Source organism: Pseudenemella bisphenolivorans, from assembly GCF_051133435.1.
Taxonomy (GTDB): Bacteria; Actinomycetota; Actinomycetes; order Propionibacteriales; family Propionibacteriaceae; genus JAAYAO01.
The window spans coordinates 200223-221184 of record NZ_JBPGNY010000005.1 but is presented as its reverse complement, the minus strand read 5'-3'; the positions used below and the strand labels follow the sequence as shown (position 1 = coordinate 221184).

14 protein-coding genes are annotated in these 20962 nt (G+C 69.9%); 11 read left to right on the top strand and 3 right to left on the bottom strand.

All coding sequences use genetic code 11. From position 1 onward, the window contains the following. Positions 1 to 7 precede the first annotated feature (7 nt). The 3 genes from ACR4XW_RS13305 to ACR4XW_RS13295 all read right to left on the bottom strand — a co-directional run bounded on the left by ACR4XW_RS13305 (position 8) and on the right by ACR4XW_RS13295 (position 1217). Positions 8 to 394: a DUF3054 domain-containing protein gene (locus ACR4XW_RS13305; RefSeq protein ID WP_434761046.1), complete on the bottom strand. Its 387-nt coding sequence runs from the start codon at positions 392 to 394 to the stop codon at positions 8 to 10. 33 nt (positions 395 to 427) lie between these two features. Beyond that, entirely contained in the window at positions 428 to 874 is a 447-nt protein-coding gene (locus tag ACR4XW_RS13300) for a hypothetical protein (RefSeq protein WP_434761045.1), read from the bottom strand. Positions 875 to 968: 94 nt separating this feature from the next. Further along, positions 969 to 1217 (bottom strand): hypothetical protein, encoded by a 249-nt coding sequence (locus ACR4XW_RS13295; RefSeq protein WP_434761044.1) that lies wholly within the window; start codon positions 1215 to 1217, stop codon positions 969 to 971. 435 nt (positions 1218 to 1652) lie between these two features. Here ACR4XW_RS13295 and ACR4XW_RS13290 point away from each other — a divergent pair, with 435 nt between their 5' ends. Genes ACR4XW_RS13290 through prcB form a run of 11 tightly spaced genes read left to right on the top strand, consistent with a single transcriptional unit; the run spans position 1653 to position 20958 of the window. Then, complete coding sequence (locus ACR4XW_RS13290) at positions 1653 to 1952, top strand: hypothetical protein (protein WP_434761043.1); 300 nt, start codon at positions 1653 to 1655, stop codon at positions 1950 to 1952. Continuing rightward, the gene (locus tag ACR4XW_RS13285; protein ID WP_434761042.1) at positions 1949 to 4678 is read left to right on the top strand and encodes a vWA domain-containing protein; all 2730 of its coding nucleotides are present in this window, start codon (positions 1949 to 1951) and stop codon (positions 4676 to 4678) included. Before ACR4XW_RS13290 ends, ACR4XW_RS13285 begins: the two co-directional genes overlap by 4 nt. 48 nt (positions 4679 to 4726) lie before the next feature. Beyond that, positions 4727 to 8275: a tubulin-like doman-containing protein gene (locus tag ACR4XW_RS13280; protein ID WP_434761041.1), complete on the top strand. Its 3549-nt coding sequence runs from the start codon at positions 4727 to 4729 to the stop codon at positions 8273 to 8275. Beyond that, positions 8276 to 10975 (top strand): hypothetical protein, encoded by a 2700-nt coding sequence (locus ACR4XW_RS13275; RefSeq protein ID WP_434761040.1) that lies wholly within the window; start codon positions 8276 to 8278, stop codon positions 10973 to 10975. A 3-nt stretch (positions 10976 to 10978) separates the two neighbouring features. Then, the gene (locus ACR4XW_RS13270) at positions 10979 to 13720 is read left to right on the top strand and encodes a SaeA-related protein (protein ID WP_434761039.1); all 2742 of its coding nucleotides are present in this window, start codon (positions 10979 to 10981) and stop codon (positions 13718 to 13720) included. Continuing rightward, positions 13717 to 16239 (top strand): GAP1-N2 domain-containing protein, encoded by a 2523-nt coding sequence (locus tag ACR4XW_RS13265; protein ID WP_434761038.1) that lies wholly within the window; start codon positions 13717 to 13719, stop codon positions 16237 to 16239. The genes ACR4XW_RS13270 and ACR4XW_RS13265 overlap by 4 nt, the downstream gene beginning before the upstream one ends. Continuing rightward, on the top strand, positions 16220 to 17242 hold the full coding sequence (locus tag ACR4XW_RS13260) for a hypothetical protein (RefSeq protein WP_434761037.1): 1023 nt from the start codon (positions 16220 to 16222) through the stop codon (positions 17240 to 17242). Before ACR4XW_RS13265 ends, ACR4XW_RS13260 begins: the two co-directional genes overlap by 20 nt. Continuing rightward, the gene (locus tag ACR4XW_RS13255) at positions 17239 to 18378 is read left to right on the top strand and encodes a hypothetical protein (protein ID WP_434761036.1); all 1140 of its coding nucleotides are present in this window, start codon (positions 17239 to 17241) and stop codon (positions 18376 to 18378) included. The genes ACR4XW_RS13260 and ACR4XW_RS13255 overlap by 4 nt, the downstream gene beginning before the upstream one ends. Beyond that, positions 18375 to 19904, top strand: coding sequence for a depupylase/deamidase Dop (gene dop, locus ACR4XW_RS13250; protein ID WP_434761035.1), 1530 nt, complete (start codon positions 18375 to 18377; stop codon positions 19902 to 19904). Before ACR4XW_RS13255 ends, dop begins: the two co-directional genes overlap by 4 nt. A gap of 41 nt (positions 19905 to 19945) precedes the next feature. Next, on the top strand, positions 19946 to 20134 hold the full coding sequence (locus ACR4XW_RS13245) for a ubiquitin-like protein Pup (protein ID WP_434761034.1): 189 nt from the start codon (positions 19946 to 19948) through the stop codon (positions 20132 to 20134). Then, positions 20131 to 20958 carry a proteasome subunit beta gene (gene prcB / locus ACR4XW_RS13240; RefSeq protein WP_434761033.1) on the top strand — a complete coding sequence of 276 codons (828 nt, stop codon included), beginning with the start codon at positions 20131 to 20133 and terminating at the stop codon, positions 20956 to 20958. Before ACR4XW_RS13245 ends, prcB begins: the two co-directional genes overlap by 4 nt. The last annotated feature ends 4 nt before the right edge of the window (positions 20959 to 20962 follow it).

Sequence of the window (20962 nt, the reverse complement as noted above, 5' to 3'; positions counted from 1 at the left end):
GGTGAAGCTAGGTCGTGGCCGCGGCGCGTCGGCGCAGCAGGAGCAGCGCGATCAGGCGCCAGCCGGCCAACAGCGCGGCCAGCACCAGCACGGTGACGGTGATGAAGGTCCAGTGGGTGGAGTCCTGAGCGACGAAGACCCGCAGCAGGTTGCCGAGCACCACCGTCACCACCAGCAGCAGCACGGCCCGGTTCAGCCGCAGGGGCGCCTGCCAGACCCGCACCACCAACCAGCCGATCACCAGGGCGGCCAGGAAAGGCCACGTGGTCTGCGCGATCCCGCCGGGGGTGAGCGCTTCGCTGTGGGCGGCGCGACCGAGCACGCCGAAGACGACGACGGCAAGCAGGTCGATCAAGAGGGCGATCGGCCAACTCAGGACGGGGGTACTACGCATGGGCGCGACTTTACCGTCGTCGCTTCGCGCCGATCACGACAGCAGGAACGGAATCAGGACGACCGCCAACACGGCCACAACGATGAAGAGGATCACCGCGATCAAACAGCCGAGGCCCTTCATCTCCTGCCGCTCCAGCCCCATGTTGCCGGTGGCGAACTGGTGCAGGGGCGGGGCGTAGTACACCCGGACGAGCTCGCCGGGGCGCACGTCGACATCGAGGGAAGCCTGGCCGTAGCGGCGCAGCCACTGGCTGTACGCCTCGATGTGGCGGCGTCCGGGTGGCACCGGAACGGTCACCGGGGCGGAGACACCCACCCCCTGAATCTTGTGCCCGTCGATGGTGACCGTGGGCGGCACGAAGTTGGAGAGCAGCACGTGACCCTGCACGGTGATCTCGATGTTGCCGGGTGCGCCGGGACCACCGGGCGGCTGCGCACCGGGGTGCGGGGGAGGCTGGTGACCCGGCGGAGGAGGCATGCCCGGGCCTTGGGGAGGAGGCATACCCGGGCCTTGAGGAGGCTGTGTCATGGCAGTGATCGTACTGATGCGGGGGTCGGGCGCCGGGGCGTCCTCAGACGTTCAGGTAGTTGAGATAAATGACGAACACCGTTGTCACCAGCGCGACGATGCCGATCAGACCCACGATGATCGGGGTGCTGTCGCCGGACCGTGGCGCCGGCGGCTGGGCCTGGGCCGGTGCGGTGCCCGGCCAGGCGGGGCCGGGTTGTTGCCCCTGCGGCCATTGGGGGCCGGGCTGCTGTGGCGCCGGCTGACCACCCCAGACACCCGAAGACGGCCACTGTGGTGCAGGTTGGGACACTTTTGCCTCCGTCGGGTCGCGTCTATCGGTCATGGTAGACCGGGGCCGGGGCTACAGTATCCGGCAGTAGTCCAGAAGATTTTGAGGTTTCGCGTGTCCGGTTCGAATCCTTTCGACTTCAGCGAGTATGGGATGGGGTCGGCATCCGGGGGAGGAGCCCCAGGCGCCGATGACCCTTTTGCCCGACCCGCGGCCCCGTCGAGCGCCCCCGCACCGCAGGCACCCGCGGCACCTTCGGGACAGCCCTCGGCTCGGTCTGCCGGCAGCGACCCGTTCGCTTCGGGGGGTGGCAACCCCTTCGTCCCGGCCGGCAGCGATCCCTTCGCTTCGACCGGGGGAGACCCCTTCGCCGCCGCCCCGGCGAGCACTGATCCCTTCGCGCGCACCCCCGAGCCCGCGATGCAACTGGTCGGTGCGGGCACATCCTCGTCGCTGGTGGCCGCCACACCGCCCTTCCCGATCCTGCTGGTTGCCCTGGTGCTGGCCATCGCCGCCGGAGTGGTGGCGTTACTGGTGAACCAACCCGTGGTGGCCGGAATCTGCTGGCTGGTGGCCGGACCGATCGGAATCGGCCTGATTGCGATGTATGTCCGCAAGGACACCTACGCCCGCTCGGCCGGGCTCTACGCAGCACCGGGCTTCGTCCGGCCGCTCTACTGGCTGGCCGTGGTCGGTTGCCTGCTGGCGATCCTGGCCCCGGCCTGGCGGATCGCCGATTGGGTGGGACGCCTGTGAACCGCACACACTCGCGGTGGGCCCTCCCCGCCGCGCTGGCCTGCGCCCTGCTGATGGTGACCCAGGTGCTGGCCGGCGTCTTCGCGCCCAGCGCCCGGGCGGCCGACGAATCGGCCGTCGACAACTACGGGGCCTGCCTGGCCAAGGAGAAAAAGGGCGACTTGCTGGTGCTGGTCGACACCTCGGCCAGCCTGAAATCCACCGACGCCGCCGGCGCCCGGGTGAAGGCCGGCAAGTACCTGTTGAGCCAGTTGGCCGACTTCGCCGACCAGGCCGATGTCGAGTTGACCGTCAACGTCAGCGGGTTCGCCAACCGCTACGAGCCGGGCGGAAGCTGGGACGCCCTCAACCCCTCCAGCGTCGACAAGGCACTGGCCAAGGTCGATGCCTTCGCCGACCGCAACACCGGCGAGGGCACCGACTACTGGCTCGGTCTGGACGGGTCCCGCCGCGACCTCGCGACCCGCGCCCAACAGCGCCCCACGAAGTGTCAGGCCATCCTGTTCTTCTCCGACGGCACCCTGGACATCGACCGGGCCCCCGACGAGGCCGACAAGCCGATCGACCGGCCCTACGACCCGGAGAACCGACTCAACAGCGACCAGGACCGGGCCCGGGCGAAGGAACGCGCCGCCGCCGACATGTGCCGCGACGGTGGTCTGGCCGATCAGATTCGGGCCGGACATGTCGTGATCCTGGCCGTGGGGCTCACCCCGGACGAAGCCGGCGCCCAGGACTTCGACCTGATGAAACGGGTCGCGACCGGTCAGGGCGAAGCCGGGCCGTGCGGCAAGATCCAGAAACCGCCGCCGGGCAAGTTCACCCTGGTCTCCGACATCGACGACATGCTCTTCGAGTTCGACAAGTACACCAATCCCGGCCAGGAGCCCCGGGTGCAGGAACGCAAGGTGTGCCAGGGCGGGGTGTGCCCCGACGGCGCCCACGCCTTCGTGTTGGACGATTCGATCACCCGAATCCGGATTCTCGGACAGGCCACCATCGACCAGGCCCAGGTATTCCTGGTCGCCCCCAGCGGCGCCGAGGTCGAACTGAAACAGAGCCAGGCCCCGGTCAAGGCCGAACTGGACGGGGCAACCCTGAGCTACCAGTGGCCCTCGCAGCGCAGCTTCGCGCTGACGGCCGATCGCGGCTCCTCCAAGGCGTGGGCGGGGCAGTGGCAGGTCGTGTTCGTCGACCCGAAGTCGGATTCACCGACCGGGGTCTCGCGCACCAGCCTGCACCTGTACGGCGACCTCTTCCCGGCCTGGCCCAAGGCCGAGGAGACCGAGATCCGGGCCGGGGAACCCACCGAGATCATCCTGGGCCTGCAGCGCAGCGACGGCACGGCGGTGGACCCCACCACGTTGTTGGGCAAGGTGAGCATGGACGTCTCCCTGGTCAGCGACGGCCTGGTCAAGGACCTCGCCACCGGGCTGACCAAGGACCAGATCACCAAGCCGTTGAAACTCGACGGCGAGGACCTCACCCCCGGTAGCTACAGCCTGCGGCTGCGGCTGAATGTGACCACCGCCGACAGCAAGGACGGCCAGGGCAAGGCGATCCCGGGCACCCAACTGGCACCCCAGGTGGTCGATGTGCCCCTCGAGGTACTTGCCCCCTACGGCTACCCGACGGTCGCCGAATCGGTGAACTTCGGGGCCGCCGATGGTGAGGTCAATCTGAGCGGCACTTTATCGGTCAACGGCCCCGGCTGTGTCTGGGTGGGCAGCCAGCAGCCGGAGATTTTGGCCGGCCCCGAGGGTGTCACCGAACTGAACGTCTCGTCCCAGCACGGCCGGGCCGAGGACTGCCTGCGGGTGGAAGAGGGCCAGACCGCCGAACTGCCGGTGCAACTGACCTCGCCGCAGACCGGCACCGGCGGACTGTCGGGCACCTTCGTGGCCCGGATCGCCCCGCTGGATGCCCCCGACCGGGCCGAGGACGTCGAGGTCGAGTACCGCGCCGACCTGACCCGTCCGTTGAACACCCGCAACTTCGTGCTGACGCTGATTCTGGCGCTGATTCTCGGCCCCGGCATTCCGCTCGCCCTGCTGTGGCTCACCAAGCGGGCCAACGCCAAGATTCCGGATCGGCCATTGTTGTACCAGGAGATCCCGGTGCAGGTTCAGCGCGATGTGCAGCGCGACGGCGGTCCGCTGGCCTTCGCCGACGGTGATCTGCGACAGATGGCCCAGATTCCCAGCGGCGGCACCCGTAACCTGCCCCTGGGCGGGGTGGAACTGGTTGCGAAGACCGGTGCCTCACCCTTCGGGGAGGGCTCGGTGCAGGTCAGTGCGCCGCCGCGTTGGGTGGGAACCACCGAAGGGGTGGGCGCGTCGGCCTCACTGCCGTTGGCGGTACACAACAACTGGGTACTGCTGCACGATCCGACCGGCCCGGCGGATCAAGCGGCCCTGCTGTTCCTGGTTGCCGGTGAGGCAACCCCGGCCCGCCGCGAGGAGTTGCTGATCGATGCCAGTCGCAAGGCACCCGATCTGCTCGCCCGGATCCGGGCCGCGGCGGCCGAGGCCGGGATCGCGGGTCCACCCGCACCACCACCCGGCGGCGGCACACCCTTCGGCGACGGCCCCGGGCCGGCCGCGCCCAACCCCTTCGGCGCGCCGGGTGACCCCAACGCCTTCGGCGGGCCCGGTCCTTTCGGCGGACCCCCGGGATCGGCACCCCCGTCCGGAGGTCCGACGGGTGGCTCGCCCTTCGGCGGATGATGAGACAGTGACACGGCGGGAACAACCCGGAAATGAAGGAGAAGGTCGATGAAGCGGTTCCTGGTACTGGGCTACGGCGGCTCAGGCGGATCCACCTTGGCGTACATGATGGATCAACTGCGCTCCGACTTGGCCGCGGAAGGCATCGACCGGATACCCGCCGGCTGGCAGTTCGTGCACGTCGACGTCCCCAGCGGTGAAGAGAACGGCCCCGACGGGCTGGGCAATGTCGAACAACAGGGCGGTCGCTACATCGGCCTGGGCCCCAAGGCGGGCTCCTACGCCGATCTCGACCACACCGTGAGCCGCCGCCTCGGCGGCAACCGCGCGCTGGACACCATCGGTACCTGGGCCCCGCGCAACCCCGCCTCGATCGCCACCCCGATCTCGGTCGGCGCCGGCCAGTACCGCGCGGTCGGCCGGATCATCACGCTGTCGAAGGTGGAGCAGATCCGCAACGATCTGCAGGCCGCCTGGGATGACCTGCACCGCAACGAGACCCACACCGAGATGGCTCAGGCGGCACGGATCCTGAACATGGACGGCTACTCCCAACAGGAGGTGCCGATCGTCCTGGTGGTGTCGTCGATGGCCGGCGGTGCCGGTGCCTCGATGGCGCTGGACGTGTGCCGCCTGCTCACCACCATCCCGGGCCTGGACCCGAAGCTGATGGCGGTGTTCATGGTCTCGGCCGACATCTTCGATTCCTTGCCCGAATCGGCCCGCAGCGGGGTGCGCTCCAACGCCCTGGCCATGCTCGGTGAGATCGTGGCCAGTCAGACCGGTGTGGCCGCCGCCCACGACATGCGGATGCTGGACGCCCTGGGCGCCACCTTCGGGTCGATCCCGGAGATCCCGTTCGCCCGCGTGTTCCCGGTCGGACGTTTCGTCGGCTCCCAACGCACCATGTTCGGCGACGGCTCCCCGAAGGCGATCTACCGCGGCCTGGCCCGCGGTTTGGCCGGGATGATGATGTCGGAACAAGCCACCGGCCAGTTCGTCTCCTACGATCTGGGCAACACCGGTTCGGTACCGCCGGATTCGCGATACCTCGGCTGGGGCGCCCAGGCCGACGCGCTGCCGTGGGGATCCTTCGGGTTCGCCTCCCTGTCGATGGGACGCGACCGCTACGCCGAATACGCCGCCCAGCGCATCGCCCGCTCGGCGGTCGACCGTCTGTTGGACGGGCACCTCCAGGAGGGCAACACCGCCTCGGGCACCGAACAGGTCAAGGCCCTGGTGCACAGCCAGTGGCGCCGCACCTGCGCCGATTTCGGTCTCTTCGAGGGATCCGGGTCGAAGGACTTCGGACCCCTGGCGAACTGGTTGCAGTCCTCGGCGCTGCCGCGCCAGACCGTCGACCAGGTCGGCCGTGGCGTGATCTCGTCCTACGTGATCGGGCAACTGCCACCACCGGACGGGCACGAGGCCCAGCAGTGGGTGCCGATTCTGTCGCAGGTATTGGCCGCCCAACGAGGCGCGCTGACCGAGGCCACTGCCCAACAGGCCTACACCTGGAGTTTCGAGTTCGCCCAGGGCCTGCAACAGCGCACCGTGCACGCGGTGGGCCAGGCCATCGCCCAACTCGGCCTGACCTATGCCGCCGCAGTGCTGCAGCGGATGGAAGCCCACCTCAAGGAGTCGGTGATCCCGGCCGCCCAGGAACTCAGCCGCTTCGATAACACCGACATCGTCGCCCTGCCGCCTGAGGTCACCAACGCGATCGCCGGGATGCGCGGCAAGATCGTCAACGGTGGGCAGATCATCGACCGGATCGCCTCGGCGCTGCTGAACAACTTCCACAACCACATGTACGCCAAGGCGTCCGGACGCCTGGCCGAGGTGCTCGGGTCGTACTGCACCGACGTGATCGGCCCGCTGTTGGAGGCGATCAACGAACAGCGGCGGTTGCTGGAACAGGCCCGTGATTCGGCGGTGCGCCACGACGGGCTGGCCCGGTTGGCCACCGACCAGTACAACGCCTGGCCCTCCGACGAGGACATCCGCGCCCCGGAACGCTTCGACGAGGCCAACAACGAGGTGCTGCTGACCAACTCGGCGCAGTTCCTGGGCCAGTACGTCGCCGACCTGCAGGCCTCGGTGCAGACCCAGACCCAGGGCTTCCCGGCCGCCCGCAGTGCGGTCACCCAGCGGGTGATCCAGGGGCTGTGGGAGACCACCGGTGGGGTGCAGCCCCCGGGTGGGCTGATCGAGATCACCACCGGCTGGCAGTCGCGGGTGTTCTCCACCAACCCGCACAACGGCGAATCGATCGTGCCGAGCCGGGCCCGGTTCGACGTGCACGCCCGGCCCGCCGAACTGTTGGAGCGGGCCCGGTTGTTCGTCGCCCGTCCGGAACAGTCCTTCCACCGTTTCTGCTCGCTGTCACTGCGCGACTACGTGCGCGGGGTGGGGGCGATGGAGTCGGAGCGTGCCCAGCGCAGTACCGACATCTCCGACAAATTCCAGCAGGCCCTCACCCTGGCCCTGCCGTTGATCAGCGCCAACGACGGGCTGGTGCAGTTGCTGCATGGCGGCAATGCCGCCGAATACCGGTTCAAGTTCTCGTCGGTGCCGTTCGCGAACCTGCCGGTGGCCGAGGACCTGGAACGGGTGCTGGTCAACAACCCGCAGATCGACCAGTCGAGCCGCGACAACTACCTGCGCTCGGTGGGCGACTCCGATCAGGTGCGCCGCATCGACGTGTTCGGGTCGTACCCGCTGTACGCCCCGGTGTGTTTCGATTCGATGCTGCGGCCGGTCTCGGAACAGTGGGCGACCACCCCGCCGGCCGCACGGGAGGCCTTCTGGGCGAACCGGCGCACCCGGCCGCTGGACGCCGCCCTGCCGATGGGCACCGAGGAGCGTCGAGCGATGGTGGCCGGCTGGTTCCTGGGCCAGGTGGTCGGTGCGGTGCAACTGCCCGAACCGCCCTTCGACCAGGCCGCGCAGGTGTTCGACATCGAGAAGCGGGCCTGGCAGCCCTTCCCGCACCCGCTGCTCACCCCGCCGGAACGATTCAAGGCTCCCTATGACTGGTTGCCGGCAGTACTGGAATCGATCCTGCTGGCCCTGTCGCGCAGCCACGAACGTCCGGTGATGGGTTCGATGGCGCCGTACCATGCGCTGCGCAGCCTGTTCGACGCCAGCCCGCTGGGGCCGGCCTCGGGCATCGTGGAGCGATCGGGCAAGCAACTGCTGCTCACCTGGCTGCGCGACGGTGACATCGGATCGGGCCGCACCACCCGGGTGGCTGCCGCGGCGGCCGCGTCGACCCCGGAGGAGCGGGCCGAGGCGGCCAAGGAGTTCCTGCACAACATCTCCGAGCTGGCCTCGGTGCACTTCATGGCCCCCGGCGAATCGGGCGCCCCCGGTGGCGGCACCTTCTCGGTGATCGAAGACCGCGACACCGCCTCGCAGACGCCGATCTTCCGGGACCTGGCACCGGACGTGTTCTGGGCGACCCGGCAGTTGTCCGGCATGGTCGACGAGGCCTTGGCCCGGGTGAACGCCCCGGCCGGCCAACCCCTGGGCGGCAGCGGTCCGGCCCAGCCGGAACAGAAGACCGTGCACATCCCCGATGGTGGGGTGTTCTGAGTGAGCGACAGCCTGGTCGTGCTGGTGGCACCACCCGGCCCCGCCGACGGCGTGGTGGAAACCCTCGTCGACTGGTCGGCGGCCGGGCTGGTTGCTCCCTTCGCGGTGGTCGACCCGAGCTCGATGGGTTCGGGCATGATCGCGGCGACGGTGGTCGACAACGGTCACCGCACCGGCATGGGCCTGGACGATGTGGTGACGGTACGACGCTGGCGCCGGGTGCGACTGTGTGTGCTGGTGCCGGTGCTCGGCGAAGCCCCCGCGGCCTCGTCCCGGATCGAGCACGCCGTGCACGAGGTGGTGTTGCGCACCGGCGCGGTACCGCAGGTCGAGCTGTTGCGCTGCCTGATCACCCGTCCCGCCTCGGGTACCGGACGCGGTGAGTTCGCCCGGGAGGGCTGGCACAACCTGCTGATCGCCCCCGAGGAATCCCGCGGCCCCGGACGCGGCCAGACCCTGCTCGACCCGGCCACCGACCCGGTCACGATCGGCCCCGACGCGGCCGCCGCGATCGCCGGGGTGACCGGCCTGTGGTCGGGACTGAGCGAAGCACCCCTGGACGGGGTCACCCCCGACCCGGGCCGCACCATCCGGCTGGTGCGTTCCTTCCACCGCCGGCTCGATGCCCGTGAGGTCGCCGACCGGGTACGCCAAGAGGTGATCAACACCGGTGAGGTGCCTCGGCCCCGGCTGCACGGCACCGAGGCCGTCTACATCGACGACGCCGCGATGGCCACTCATGACATGGCGATGGCGGTGTTGCGCAAGCACGCCCCCTTGTTCCGGGGCCAGCGGGTGCAGCCCGCGGCGACTCCCGCCGAGAAGGTCGGCATCGGACGTGCGCTGTCGATGCTGTTCTCGTTCATCTGGGCCTCGATCACCCTGGCCCCGATGAAGTGGTACTCGATGGTGGTGGGCAACGTCTCGGCCGCTGCCGCCCGCGGCGCGCAGGCCCTAGTCTTCGGCTCGGATCCGTCGGCCTTCAACGTGGTCGCCAAGGGTGAACTGGCCAGCGGCGACGCCGACTGGCAGGACATCGCCCGGGCCTCGGCCGATCTGGAGAACGCCCTGGAAGGCGGCGGCCCCCGTCGCCATGAGTCCAGCGGCGACTTCTCCCCGGTGTGGCGTGACTATGTCGAGGTCGGCCTGACTCTGATCGACGCCGGTGACCGCTCCCACGCGTTGCCGCCGGTGCAGGTCGGTACCGACCGTGGCGTGCTGCGCCACCCCGGCCTGGTGGCGCCGTCCCCGGACGATGCCTTCACCGCGATCCCGCCGCGGGTGTCCAATGCGGTCAAGATCACCACCGTGCGCGCCGGCGATCCGCTCGGCACCCACACCCTGCAGCAGCGGCTGCTGGCGCTGTCGAATCAGCCCAGCCTGGCCCGTGAGGTCGACCAGACCCTGCGCGACCTGGCCGACTGGCAGCAGCGCCACAACAACTCTTACGCCGCCCGCACCGGCGCCCTGCTCGGTAAGCAGTTGATGGACACCAGCAACGAGGTGCGCACCCTGATGTCCAAGGCCTCCCAGGCCGCCCCGGTCGACCTGGACACCGGCACCGCCGAACGCCAGAAGTCGATCGCGGCCTGGATGCGCGCGGTACTGATCGTCTTCCTGGTCTCGGTCGCCGCCCTGATCCTGGGTGGGGCCCGGGATTGGCTGAACTGGCTGCCGGCCGGCATCGGCATCGCGATCAACCTCGTGCTGTGGGCGGTCACCTCGATGGTGCTGTTCATGCTCAGCCAGCGCGAACTGTTCCGGGATCTGCACCGACGCAAGGTCGCGGTCTCCCAGGCCGAAGCCGACCGGGAGAACCTGCGGATCGCCACCCGTGACCTGCGCCGCCAGACCGAGGCCTACGGCCAGCTCCAGGAATGGACCCGGGTGCTGGGCGTGGTGGTGCACGAACCCTTCGGACGCAGTGGGGGACGCGATGCCGGGGTCGCCGCCCTGGAATCCGGTCTACCGCTGAACGCCCAGGTCGGCTTCGCGGTACCCGAACCGCGGGCCACCGGCGAGGTGGTCGCCCACCTGCGCCGAACCGTGTTCGTGCCCGGTTGGCTCTCCGCGCCGTGGGAGCGCGCCCTGGCCGATGCCGGTGCCCGACTCGGCCCGCAGGCCTTCGACCTCAGCGAAGATCCGCGCCGGATGTTCGGGCAGCGGGCCGGGGTCAGCGAATCCTGGCTGACCCGCTGGTCGGCGCTGCTGGAACGCGATGGGGCCGGGGAGGCAGCCGCCGAGGAACTGTGGCGCAGGGTATTGGACGAACTCAGCCACGGCTCGTCCGACCTGCGTGGCCGACTGATCTCCGATGTGCGGGTGATCGGGCAGCGTGACCCGGTTCCGGTCGCCGACTTCCTCGGCGGCCTCGGTGACGAAGCCGACCAGACCCGCCGCTTCGACGAACGCGTCCTGAGCCGCGAGGCCCGGCTGGCCGACCGGGCCCGGGTGGCCACCCGCTGGCCGCGCAGCGTGGCCGACGGCCTGTCCAGCGCGGTGGTGCTCACCGAGTTGTCGGCCGGAATCGCAGAGTACGACATCGACCTCACCGGGGTCGCGACCGCTCCCGCGTCGTCGGCCACCACCGACTGGGCCGAGCCCGCCCCGGTAGCCTCCGAATCGTCGGTCCCGGCCCCGGGAACCGACCGGACGAACCCGCCGCCGCAGATGCCGGGGGGTTCGGGGATGGTGTTCTGAGTGATGACCCCAGCCGAACGCCGACGTCAGGTACTGCTGCAGTGGGCCGCGGAATCCCGGGCCCGGGGCATGGCGGTGCCCAACGACCTGGAACTGGGCCGCATCGCCCTGCACCGCGGCATCCCGGCCGGCGCCAACTCACCCCTGGTCGCCCGCTGGCGTCAGGTGATGATGGATCTGATGTGGCTGGCCGACACCGGCCACCGCGACCCCGTGGGCCAGGTGCGGCAACGCTCCACACCACCGCCGCCCAGCTCCGGCCCGGGGTATCCGCCGCCCGGTCCGCAAGCGTGGCCACCACCGACCGGGCAGCCCCGCCAGATGCCCTCGGCCGGCCGCCCCCAGATGCCGGGCCCCTATCCCGCCCCCGGTCCCGGACTGGGACAACCGCCGTCTGCCCGGCCACCCCAGGTGCAGGTGCCGCCACCCAGCCCCGGTGGCCCGCCCCCGGGCAGCGCCGCGTCCGCCCCCGGATGGCAGTTGGTCGGTGGTCATCCCAGCAGTGGCAGTTCCGCCTCGATGCCCTCGGATGCGGTGATGCCCTCCGGCGGATCGCTGATCGTGCCGAACCAGGGCCGTCCCGGGCCGGGGCAACAGCCCGCCCAGCCGCCGGGACAACAGCCACCACCGCAGCAGCAACCCCCAGCACAGACCGGGGGAGACCAGCAGGTCGCGCCCCGTCGGGGCACCGAGCCGGCACCCGCACCGGACACCGATGACGGCGAGGACGACCTGATCACCCGGCTGCGGGCCTGGCGCGACGACGAGAACGTCGACGAGGTCAAGGACCGGCATCTGCGGATGGTGGTCGCCAACGACAGCCGCACGGTGGAGGAGATCGCCGCCGTACTACCGGCCTCGGCCCGCGCCCGGGCCACCGACATCCTGCGGGTGGTCAATGCCTTCCACGCCACCGCCCGCCGGGCCAAACCCGAACCCACCCCGGCTGCCGCCGCACCCGCAGTATCCGGGCTCTCGGCTCCCGAGCGACCCGCCGACCCCAACGAGGTACACGTCTCCTGGGACGAGCCGGACAAGATCGCCCCCCTGCTGGACAGCTTCGCCCCGGTCGACTTCAGCGAGGAGATCAACCCCGATCCGCTGCCGATCCGTGCCAGCGGCCAGGGCAACGAGTTGTTGTTGCGCTGGCCCGCATGGCGCAACACCGACCGCGACCGCGACGGGCGTCCTGATGACGACAGGCTGGCCAAGGCCGATTGGTTCGTGATCTACCGGCTGGTGGCCAGCGACGACATGACCCCCTACTCACCCGATGTCGGCCAGGTGGTCGCGGTTACCACCCGGCTGGGTGCCACCGACGTGCGCCCACCCACCGGCCCGGTGCGCCGATACCAGGTATGGGTCAACGACGGCCCGACCCAGGAGGATGCCTGGGCCAACCAGCCCCGCCTGCACGCCCAGGCCGCAGTGGTGGCCAAGCCCACCGCGGTCGACATCCGTGAGGACGAGGGCCGGGTGATCGGCCAATGGGGTGTCGCCCCCGGTGTCCGCGGGGTACGGGTTTTCCGGGTGCCCGCCGACATGGCCCACGGCGGCACCGGCGATCCCCAGTACCGGATTCTGACCAACGAGGCCAATATCGGCGGCTTCGTCGACGACGGCGCCGAACCCGGCCGCCACTACGTCTACCAACTGCTGGTCGAAGCCGATGTGGACGGGGCCCTGCAACTGTCGCTGCCCACGGTGGTGCCGCTGACCACCAAAGCGATCCTGGATCCGATCAACGACCTCACCTGCACGCTGGAGGAAGGCGAGGACGGCGCCAAGTTCGACCTCACCTGGACCCCGCCCAAGATCGGCCGGGTGGTGATCTTCCGCACCACCCTCGGCCCGCTGCCCGGTGCCGAGGCCGAAACCGTGGCCGCCGACGCCCTTCCCCAGATGCGGCTGCCCGCCGACGAACGTTTGGCCCATCCGATCGCCGCCACCGCCGACGGCAAGGCGATCATGCAGGACGTGCCGTGGCCGCGCGATTGGGTACGCACCTACTTCACCCCGGTCGTGCTGCACGGCGACCAGGCCCGGGTGGGACGCACGATCCCGCAGGTGCGCACCCGGTCGGTGCGGGACGCGAAGATCTTCGAGCGGGTGACCCAGCAGGTGCTCACCATGCCCTGGCCGGACGGGGCGGCCACCGTCCAGGTGTTCATGTCCCCGCCCGGGGAGCCGGCCGAACTGGCGATCGGCGGCACTCCCTTCGCCGAGATCTCGGCCGCTGCCTACAAGCGGTTCGGCGGGCTGCATTTCCCCCAACTGCTCGATGCCACCGGCTGCGACCTGCACCTGGTGCCGCTGTCGTTCGCCGGCGGCGAGAAGATCGTCGGACGCCCGACCACGGTGCGATACCCCGGCCTGATGCGCCTGTACTACGGCTGTGAACAACTGGGCAACGGGCTGATGATGGTGCGGGTGCGCAGTGAGTTCGACAACCCGACCGCGCCCCCGTTCGTGCTGGTACACAACCCGACCCGCCTGCCGCTGGACGTCAACGACGGCAGCACGGTGCAGGTGCGGGCCGAGATGGCCGGCCCCAACGGCCCGCTGATGGCCAGGTTCGCCCCGGCCGGATTGAGTTCTCAGTGGTCGACCGGCTGGGTGGCCGAGATCGCCTCCCTGGGCCCGGGCTACCTGCGGGTGTTCGCCGATGTGCGCGTCGACGACCTCAAGGCGGTCGCCGTGCTCGACCCGCCGATGGAGTATCTGCGCCTGGGTGGTGTTCGGTGACCCGGTACGGCCAGCTCACCTACACGTCCTTCGACGCCCGCAATGGTCTACCCGGCGGCTGGCAGGTGAAACAGACGATCGGCGGGCTCAACCCCGACGAGGTGCAGTACCTGAGCGCCCGCGTCGCCACCCAACTCGATGCCGGCGCGGAGTTGCCCCGGTTCCCGACTCCGGAACAGATCGCCGCCCTGCCACGGCGGATGCGCCATGCCGGGGCCGGGGCGCTGGCGCCGGGCACCATCACCTGGCACACCGCCCCGGCCGGTTTCGACGCGTCGGGACGACCCGGCAATGTCTTCGCCCACGTGCTGCTGGATCGCGACGGAACCCCCGCTGGGGTCCGGCCGATCCTGACCTGGCGCAGCCCCGACTGGCTCACCCCCTACGGAGCCGAGCAGGTGCTGGCCGCCGAACTGCAGCGGCCCGAACCACCCCGTCCCGGTGTGCTCACCCCCGAGGCGGTCGCCGACCTGTTGTTCGCCCCCCGCACCGGACACCTCGCCGTGCTGCAGGTGTTGCTGGACGCCACCATGGCCGCTCTCGAAGGTGGCCCGATGGTGGTGTTGGGGGTGTCCGACCTGGAACAAGCCGCCACCTGGATCGCCGCGGTACAACTGATGATGGCTCCGGGCACCGCGGCACGGCACGGGTTCTCGACCCTGGAACGGGCCGACACCCTGACCGATGCCCGCGTGCTGGGCCTGCATCTGGTCGCGGTACCGGTGGCCGACCTGGACGCCCTGGAACGCACGAAGAACCTGGTGGTGCTGGACGCCGGGGAACCGGTCGAGGTCGGTGACCTCGACGGGGCCCCACACCGCACCGACCGCGGTGACGCGGTGCGGGTCACCCCCTGGTCGGTGATGGTCGCCGAGGTGCTGGAGGATGCAGATGCCTTCGTCCGGGTCACCGAAGCCATCGACCGGGCCTGCACCGGCATCGACGACGGCACCCTGCACCCGGCCTGGCCGCTGGCCAAGCTGGTCGCCGATGGTTGGGACCTGGACGTGCTCACCGAAGCACACCGCGTTCTGGAGTGGTATTCCCCGGCCGGTTTCGTCGACGAATCCGACCTGCGATCCCGCACCGGCCGGGCCCTGCGCCGGGCCGCCGGTGGCGACCTGGAACGAGCCTGGGCCGCCGCGACGGCCGACGGGGCCACCACCTTGGACGCCGAGGTCTACGCAGACCTGGCCTTCTGCGACGACGCCTGGCTCACCGCTCCCGGACCGACCCGAATCCCACCGGCCACCGGGTCGAAACCGGCGCCCGAGATGGCCGACACCACCGCCGAGGCGGCGCAACGGGTGATGCGCCTCGACACCGACCCCGTCACCAGGCTGAGCGCCGGTCTGCACGTGCTGGAGTTGGCGCTGGCAGTGGGCGCCGGCTGGCATGACAAGGCCAACCAGGCTCTGGTGCGGTTGTGCACCGACCTGTTGTTGCCCGGCCTGTTGTCCGACGACGCGGCCGGGCTGCTCGCGGCGGTGCAGTACACGATCACCGACCCGGCCCGCACCTGGTTGTGGACCCTGCTGGACCGCAGTGAAACACCGGTCGAAGGAATCAACCCCGACGTGGTCGAGTGGCTCGCACCCCGTCCGGAACTGGGGGAGCCCGACCCGTTGCCGACAGCCTCGCCCTTCGACGACCCGGACCACCGTCCGTCCGCGTTGACGGTGGAGTTGATCCGGTCGCGGCTACGGCACGGCCAGGCCACCCCCGAGCAGGTGGCCTGGCTGGTGGTGACCGACCTGGATCGGCACCCGAAGGCTTCACCCGGTTATTTGCCGGACACCGTGGCCGATTGGCCACTGCCCTGGGTGCAGGAGCTTGTCGTCCGGTACCCGCACCTGCCGGCCGACGGGTTCACTGCGGTCGCAGTGCGCCATGACGACCCCCGACTGTGGCAGGCCCTGGCCGAGCGCCGCGACGGCAAGGTGGCGCGCAGCCGCCTGCGGCTGGCCGATGCCGCCTGGGTGACCGGTACCGATCCCGACGAGGTGGTGCGGATGCTCGGGCGGTTGCTGGAGGCCGTCCCGGAACTGCCGCCGGGCACTGTGCACCCGATGCGCAACGACGCCGGACGTGCCCTGGCGATCGCAGTGCTGGCCCGACGCCCGGTCGACCCCGCCTGGTTCACCCGCATCGGGGCTGTGCGGATTCGTGGCTTCGAGGCCGTGAACCGGTGGGCCGAGCCAAGGCTTCCCGAGGCGGTCCTGTTGTGGTGGCTGCTGCACGGCCAACCGGATCTGGACCTGCCGCATAGCGCCGAGGCACGTTGGCTGCACGGGGTCGAGGTGGCCGATGCCGAAACGGGTGAGGCGTCCCTGATCGAGGCGATCATGGTCCGACGTTGGCAGCAGGAACCGCGCACCCCTCAGCAGTACGCCGAGCACCTGCTGTCCGAGGCCGATCAAGCCGGTGCCAGGCTCGACCGACGCACCGACCGCTGGTTGCGGGCCTGGGCTCAGCAACGCCACCGAAAGGAAGGTTCCGATGCCCACGTACGTACTTGAGGGTGGCGCCCATGCGATGTTGCCGGCCCAGCCACTGACGGTGCGCATTCGGGGCGCCCAGGTTCAGGCCCGGGCCCGACGCGCGGACGGCTCGGATGCCCCCGGGGTGCTGAATCCCGGCGGCGGCATCCTGGTCATCCCCACCCTCACCGACGAGGTCGTGGTGCGGGCCGAACCCGGCAGCGGACAGTTCAGCCCCGGCAGCGTGCTCGACATCTCGGTGGCGCCCGAATCCCGCGCCGAGATCGACCCCGATCAGGCCACCGTCAGTGGGGTGGATGTCTCGGGACTGTCCGGCCGCGACCTGCTGCGGCTCGAACCCCACAGCGGACGGGTACGGGTCACCGCCCTGGGAATCCGCGTGGACACCCCACTGCCGCCACTGGCCGCCGCGGTGCGGGACGCCGCCCGCCGGTTGCTGCGGGTGGAAGCGGTCGCCGATCACGAGGCGGTCGGCCTGCAGGTGGTCGTCGACGCCTCGGCCTCCACCAGGGCGCTGGCCGAGGCCGGTGACCTCACCGCGGCGATGGAAGTGCTGCTCGGTCTCTCCCGGGTGATCAGCGGCGACCGCGAGTTCACCGCGATCGTCGGCACCACCGGACACACCCCGGCGACGGGGGAGGCGGTCACCCTGCCCGGCACCGTCACCGACCTGGTCGCCGGTGCCGCCCTGCGCACCGGTTTCCGGCCGCCGGCCTCCGCTCCGTCCGGAACCGTCCAGATCGTCCTCAGCGACGCACCCGCCCTCACCGCACCCGACCCTGGTACCCGCCGGCACGGGGTACTGATGGCTCCGCGCAGCACGTGGCCGGCCCTGCACGGGCGTCGCAGCGGACACACCCTGGTACCGGTCGCCGAACACATCGGCCCACACGCCGGTGGGCCCGGACTGGCCGATCAGTTGTTGCAGGACGAGAATCTGCTGCACTCGATCACCGAAAGCCTGGTGCGCGGCATCGTCGGCAACCACACCGTGGACGCGATGGCGGGGGTGACGCGGTGACGAAATGCCCGCACTGTTTCGTCAACCTGCCGCCCCAACAACTCACCTTCATGTGCGTGGGGGCGTGCAAGCCCGAACCCGACCAGATCGCCAGCCGGTGGCACGGCGCCCCGGTGACCTGGCGTCCGATGCTGAACGCCGCCCCGCAGGCCGCCGTCCGCGGTGTGATCTGCCCACGCTGCCAGGGCCCCACCCGGGAGTGCTGCCCGCGCTGCCACTACCACCTGCCGGACGAATGGCGGCACGGTCAGGCCACCTGTGTGGCGCTGGCCGGCGCCCGGGCCACCGGCAAGTCGATCTACATCGGTGTGCTGATCAAGCAGTTGGAGTTGCTGGCCGAGGCGATGGAGACCACGGTCAGGTTCGTCACCAGCACCAGCCGGGAGATCTACGAGCGGGTCTACGAACGTCCGTTGTACGAGGCGCGCGGCATCATCCCGCCCACGCCGCGGGCGAACCTGTCCGACTCCTATCAGCGCGAACCGCTGATTCTGGGGCTGGGCACGATCCGCGGCGTGCCGCGGTACCTGGTGCTGCGCGATGTCGCGGGGGAGGACCTGGAGAATCCGCCGGACAATCAGCCTCACCTCGGTTTCTTCCAGGACGCCTCGGCGGTGTTGTTCCTTTTCGACCCGACCCAGGTCTCGGAAGTGCGCGACCAATTGCGCGACCTGATTCCGGCCCAGTTGCACGAGGGTGGTGATCCGGCTCTGGTGTTGGAGAACCTGCACCGCCTGATCGGGCCGGGCCAGCCCCGGCTCGGGGTGGTGTTGTCGAAGTTCGACACCATGCAGGCCCTGCGCGATGTGGAGGGCACGCAACTGTCGCGGATCATGTCGAACTCCGGGGCGGCCTTCATCCGTGACTCCGGCCTCACGCTGGGGCCCGCGCTGAACCCGGTGGATGCCGATCAACTCCACGCCGAGGTGCGCTCCCTGCTGCAACGCCTGGGTGCCGGTCACATCGTGACCGCGGTGGAACGTCCCCATTCGGGCCGCAGCCTGGATCACCGCTTCTTCGTGGTGTCGGCACTCGGTGCCCCGACCGACGGTCAGAACCTTCATGATCACGGCATCGCCTCCTTCCGGGTGCTCGACCCGATCCGCTGGGCCCTGCAACGCGAAGGCGTGTTGTGAGCGTTCCCGCCGGAGGAATCGAAACCGAGTACGGCATCGCCCTGCTCGGGGACGACCCGAGCGACCCGCTGCACCCGATGTACCTGTCCCACCACGTCCTCAAGGCCTGGCTCGACGCCCACGCCGCGGGCCGCACCGGCTGGGATTTCAGCTCCGAGGAACCACTCAGCGACGCCCGCGGTCACCGGTTGGGCCGCAGCGAAGCACATCCCGATCAACTCACCGACATCGAAACCGGGCTGGTGAACACGATCCTGCCCAACGGGGCCCGGCTCTATGTCGACCACGCCCACCCCGAGTACTCCGGACCCGAGGTGACCACCGCCAGAGATGCGGTGGCCTGGGATGTCGCCGGGGACACGATCGTCGCCGAGGCCGGACGGCTCGCCGAGGCCCGGCTGGGACGTCCGGTGCGGTTGTACAAGAACAACACCGACGGCAAGGGCCAGGCCTACGGGTGCCACGAGAACTACCTGTTGCACCGCGAGACGCCCTTCCACCGGGTGGTCACCCAGTTCACGGGTTTCCTGGTCACCCGGCAGGTCTTCACCGGTGCCGGACGGGTCGGGATCGGCCAGGGCTCGGAGGTCGCCGGCTTCCAGATCGCGCAACGCGCGGACTTCTTCGAACGCGAAGTGGGCCTGGAAACCACCATGTTGCGCCCGATCATCAACACCCGCGATGAGCCGCACGCCGACCCGAAGATCTACCGACGGCTGCATGTGATCACCGGTGATGCCAACCGCAGTGAGGTGGCCACCTGGTTGAAGTTCGGCACCGCGGCCCTGGTCTTGCGCGCGATCAGTGCCGGCCTGCTGCCGCGCTCGCGGGCCGAGGAACTGAAACTTGCCCACCCGGTCGCGGCGATGCACCTGGTGAGCCACGACCTGACCTGTACCGCGCCGCTGGAACTGGCCGACGGCAGCACCTGCACCGCGCTCGACTTCCAGCAACGCTGGCTGGAACTGTGCCGGCAGTATCTGGCCGACCACGCCGCCGATCTGACCGACGCCCAACGCAGCGAATCAGCCGAGGTCTGCGACCGCTGGCAGCAGGTGCTCGACGGTCTGCGCGCCGACCCGTACACGTTGTCCGATCAACTCGACTGGGTGGCCAAGCTCCGCCTGTTGGAGTCGTACCGGGCCCGCGACGACCTGGCGTGGGATGCGGCCAAACTCGCTCTGATCGACCTGCAGTACGCCGACGTCGATCCCGCCCGCAGTCTGTACCGGAGGTTGACCGAACGCGGCCGGATGCAACGGATCGTCGACGATGCCGCGGTGCGGAACGCCCGCGACCATCCGCCTCCCGACACCCGGGCCTGGTTCCGGGGCCGGGTGATGGCGAAGTTCGGTGACCGGGTGCGCGCCGCGTCCTGGGATTCGCTGATTCTGGCAACTGGGGACGGAGCTCTGCACCGGGTGGAGATGATCGAACCTCTGCGCGGTACCCGCGAGCTCACCGAGCAGCTTGTGCATCGTTGTGACACGGTCGAGGAACTGCTGCGGGCGCTGTCCGGCGGCTAACCCGGGTAGGCTGGCCTGCGACATCGACAGGAGGTGGGGCAGTGGCGCAGGAATATCAGCAACGGCCGCGGCGCGGCGACGATGCCGACGAGCAGGCCGATCAGCAGCAAACCGTGCAGGCCCGGCCCAGTGACGAGGCCTTCGACAGCTTGTTGGACGAAATCGATGACGTGTTGGAGTCCAATGCCGAGGAGTTCGTCCGTTCGTTCGTGCAGAAAGGTGGCCAGTGAGCCGTCCCGAAGTTCTGCCCGCCGCCTACCTGCGCGCGGGCACCTCATCGTTCAGCGAGTTCGTCTCGCAGGTGGCACCCGAGGTGCTGCCCTTCCGGCATGCGGGGCAACCCATGGGTGAGCTTTCCCCACACGGCACCACGATCGTGTCGGCGACCTTCCCCGACGGGGTGGTGATGGCCGGTGACCGCCGCGCCACGATGGGCAACCTGATCGCTCAGCGCGACATCCAGAAGGTCTACGCCTCCGACGAGTACTCGCTGATCGGCATCGCCGGGGCGGCCGGCCTGGCGGTCGAAATGGTGCGGCTGTTCCGGGTCGAACTGGAGCACTACGAGAAGATCGAGGGCGCCCCGCTGTCGTTGGACGGCAAGGCGAACCGGCTCTCGGCCCTGATCCGGCAGAACCTGCCGATGGCCCTGCAAGGGTTGGCCGTGCTGCCGCTGTTCGCCGGCTGGGACCACTCCGCGGAGTTGGGCCGGATCTTCTCCTACGACGCCACCGGCGGTCGGTACGAGGAGACGTCCTTCCATTCGGTCGGCTCGGGCTCGATCTTCGCCCGCGGCACGCTGAAGAAGCTCTACCGTCCCGATCTGGACCTGCGCGGGATCGCCACCGCGATCGTGCAAGCCCTGTTCGACGCGGCCGACGACGATGCCGCCACCGGTGGGCCCGACCTGATGCGCAAGATCTACCCGATCGTGATGGTGGCCGGCCCCGACGGGGTGAGCGAGTTGTCCGAGGACCTGATGACCGAGATCACCGATGAGGTGATCGCCGGGCGTCGCGAACGTCCCGATGGTCCCGCCGCACCCCTGACCTGACAGG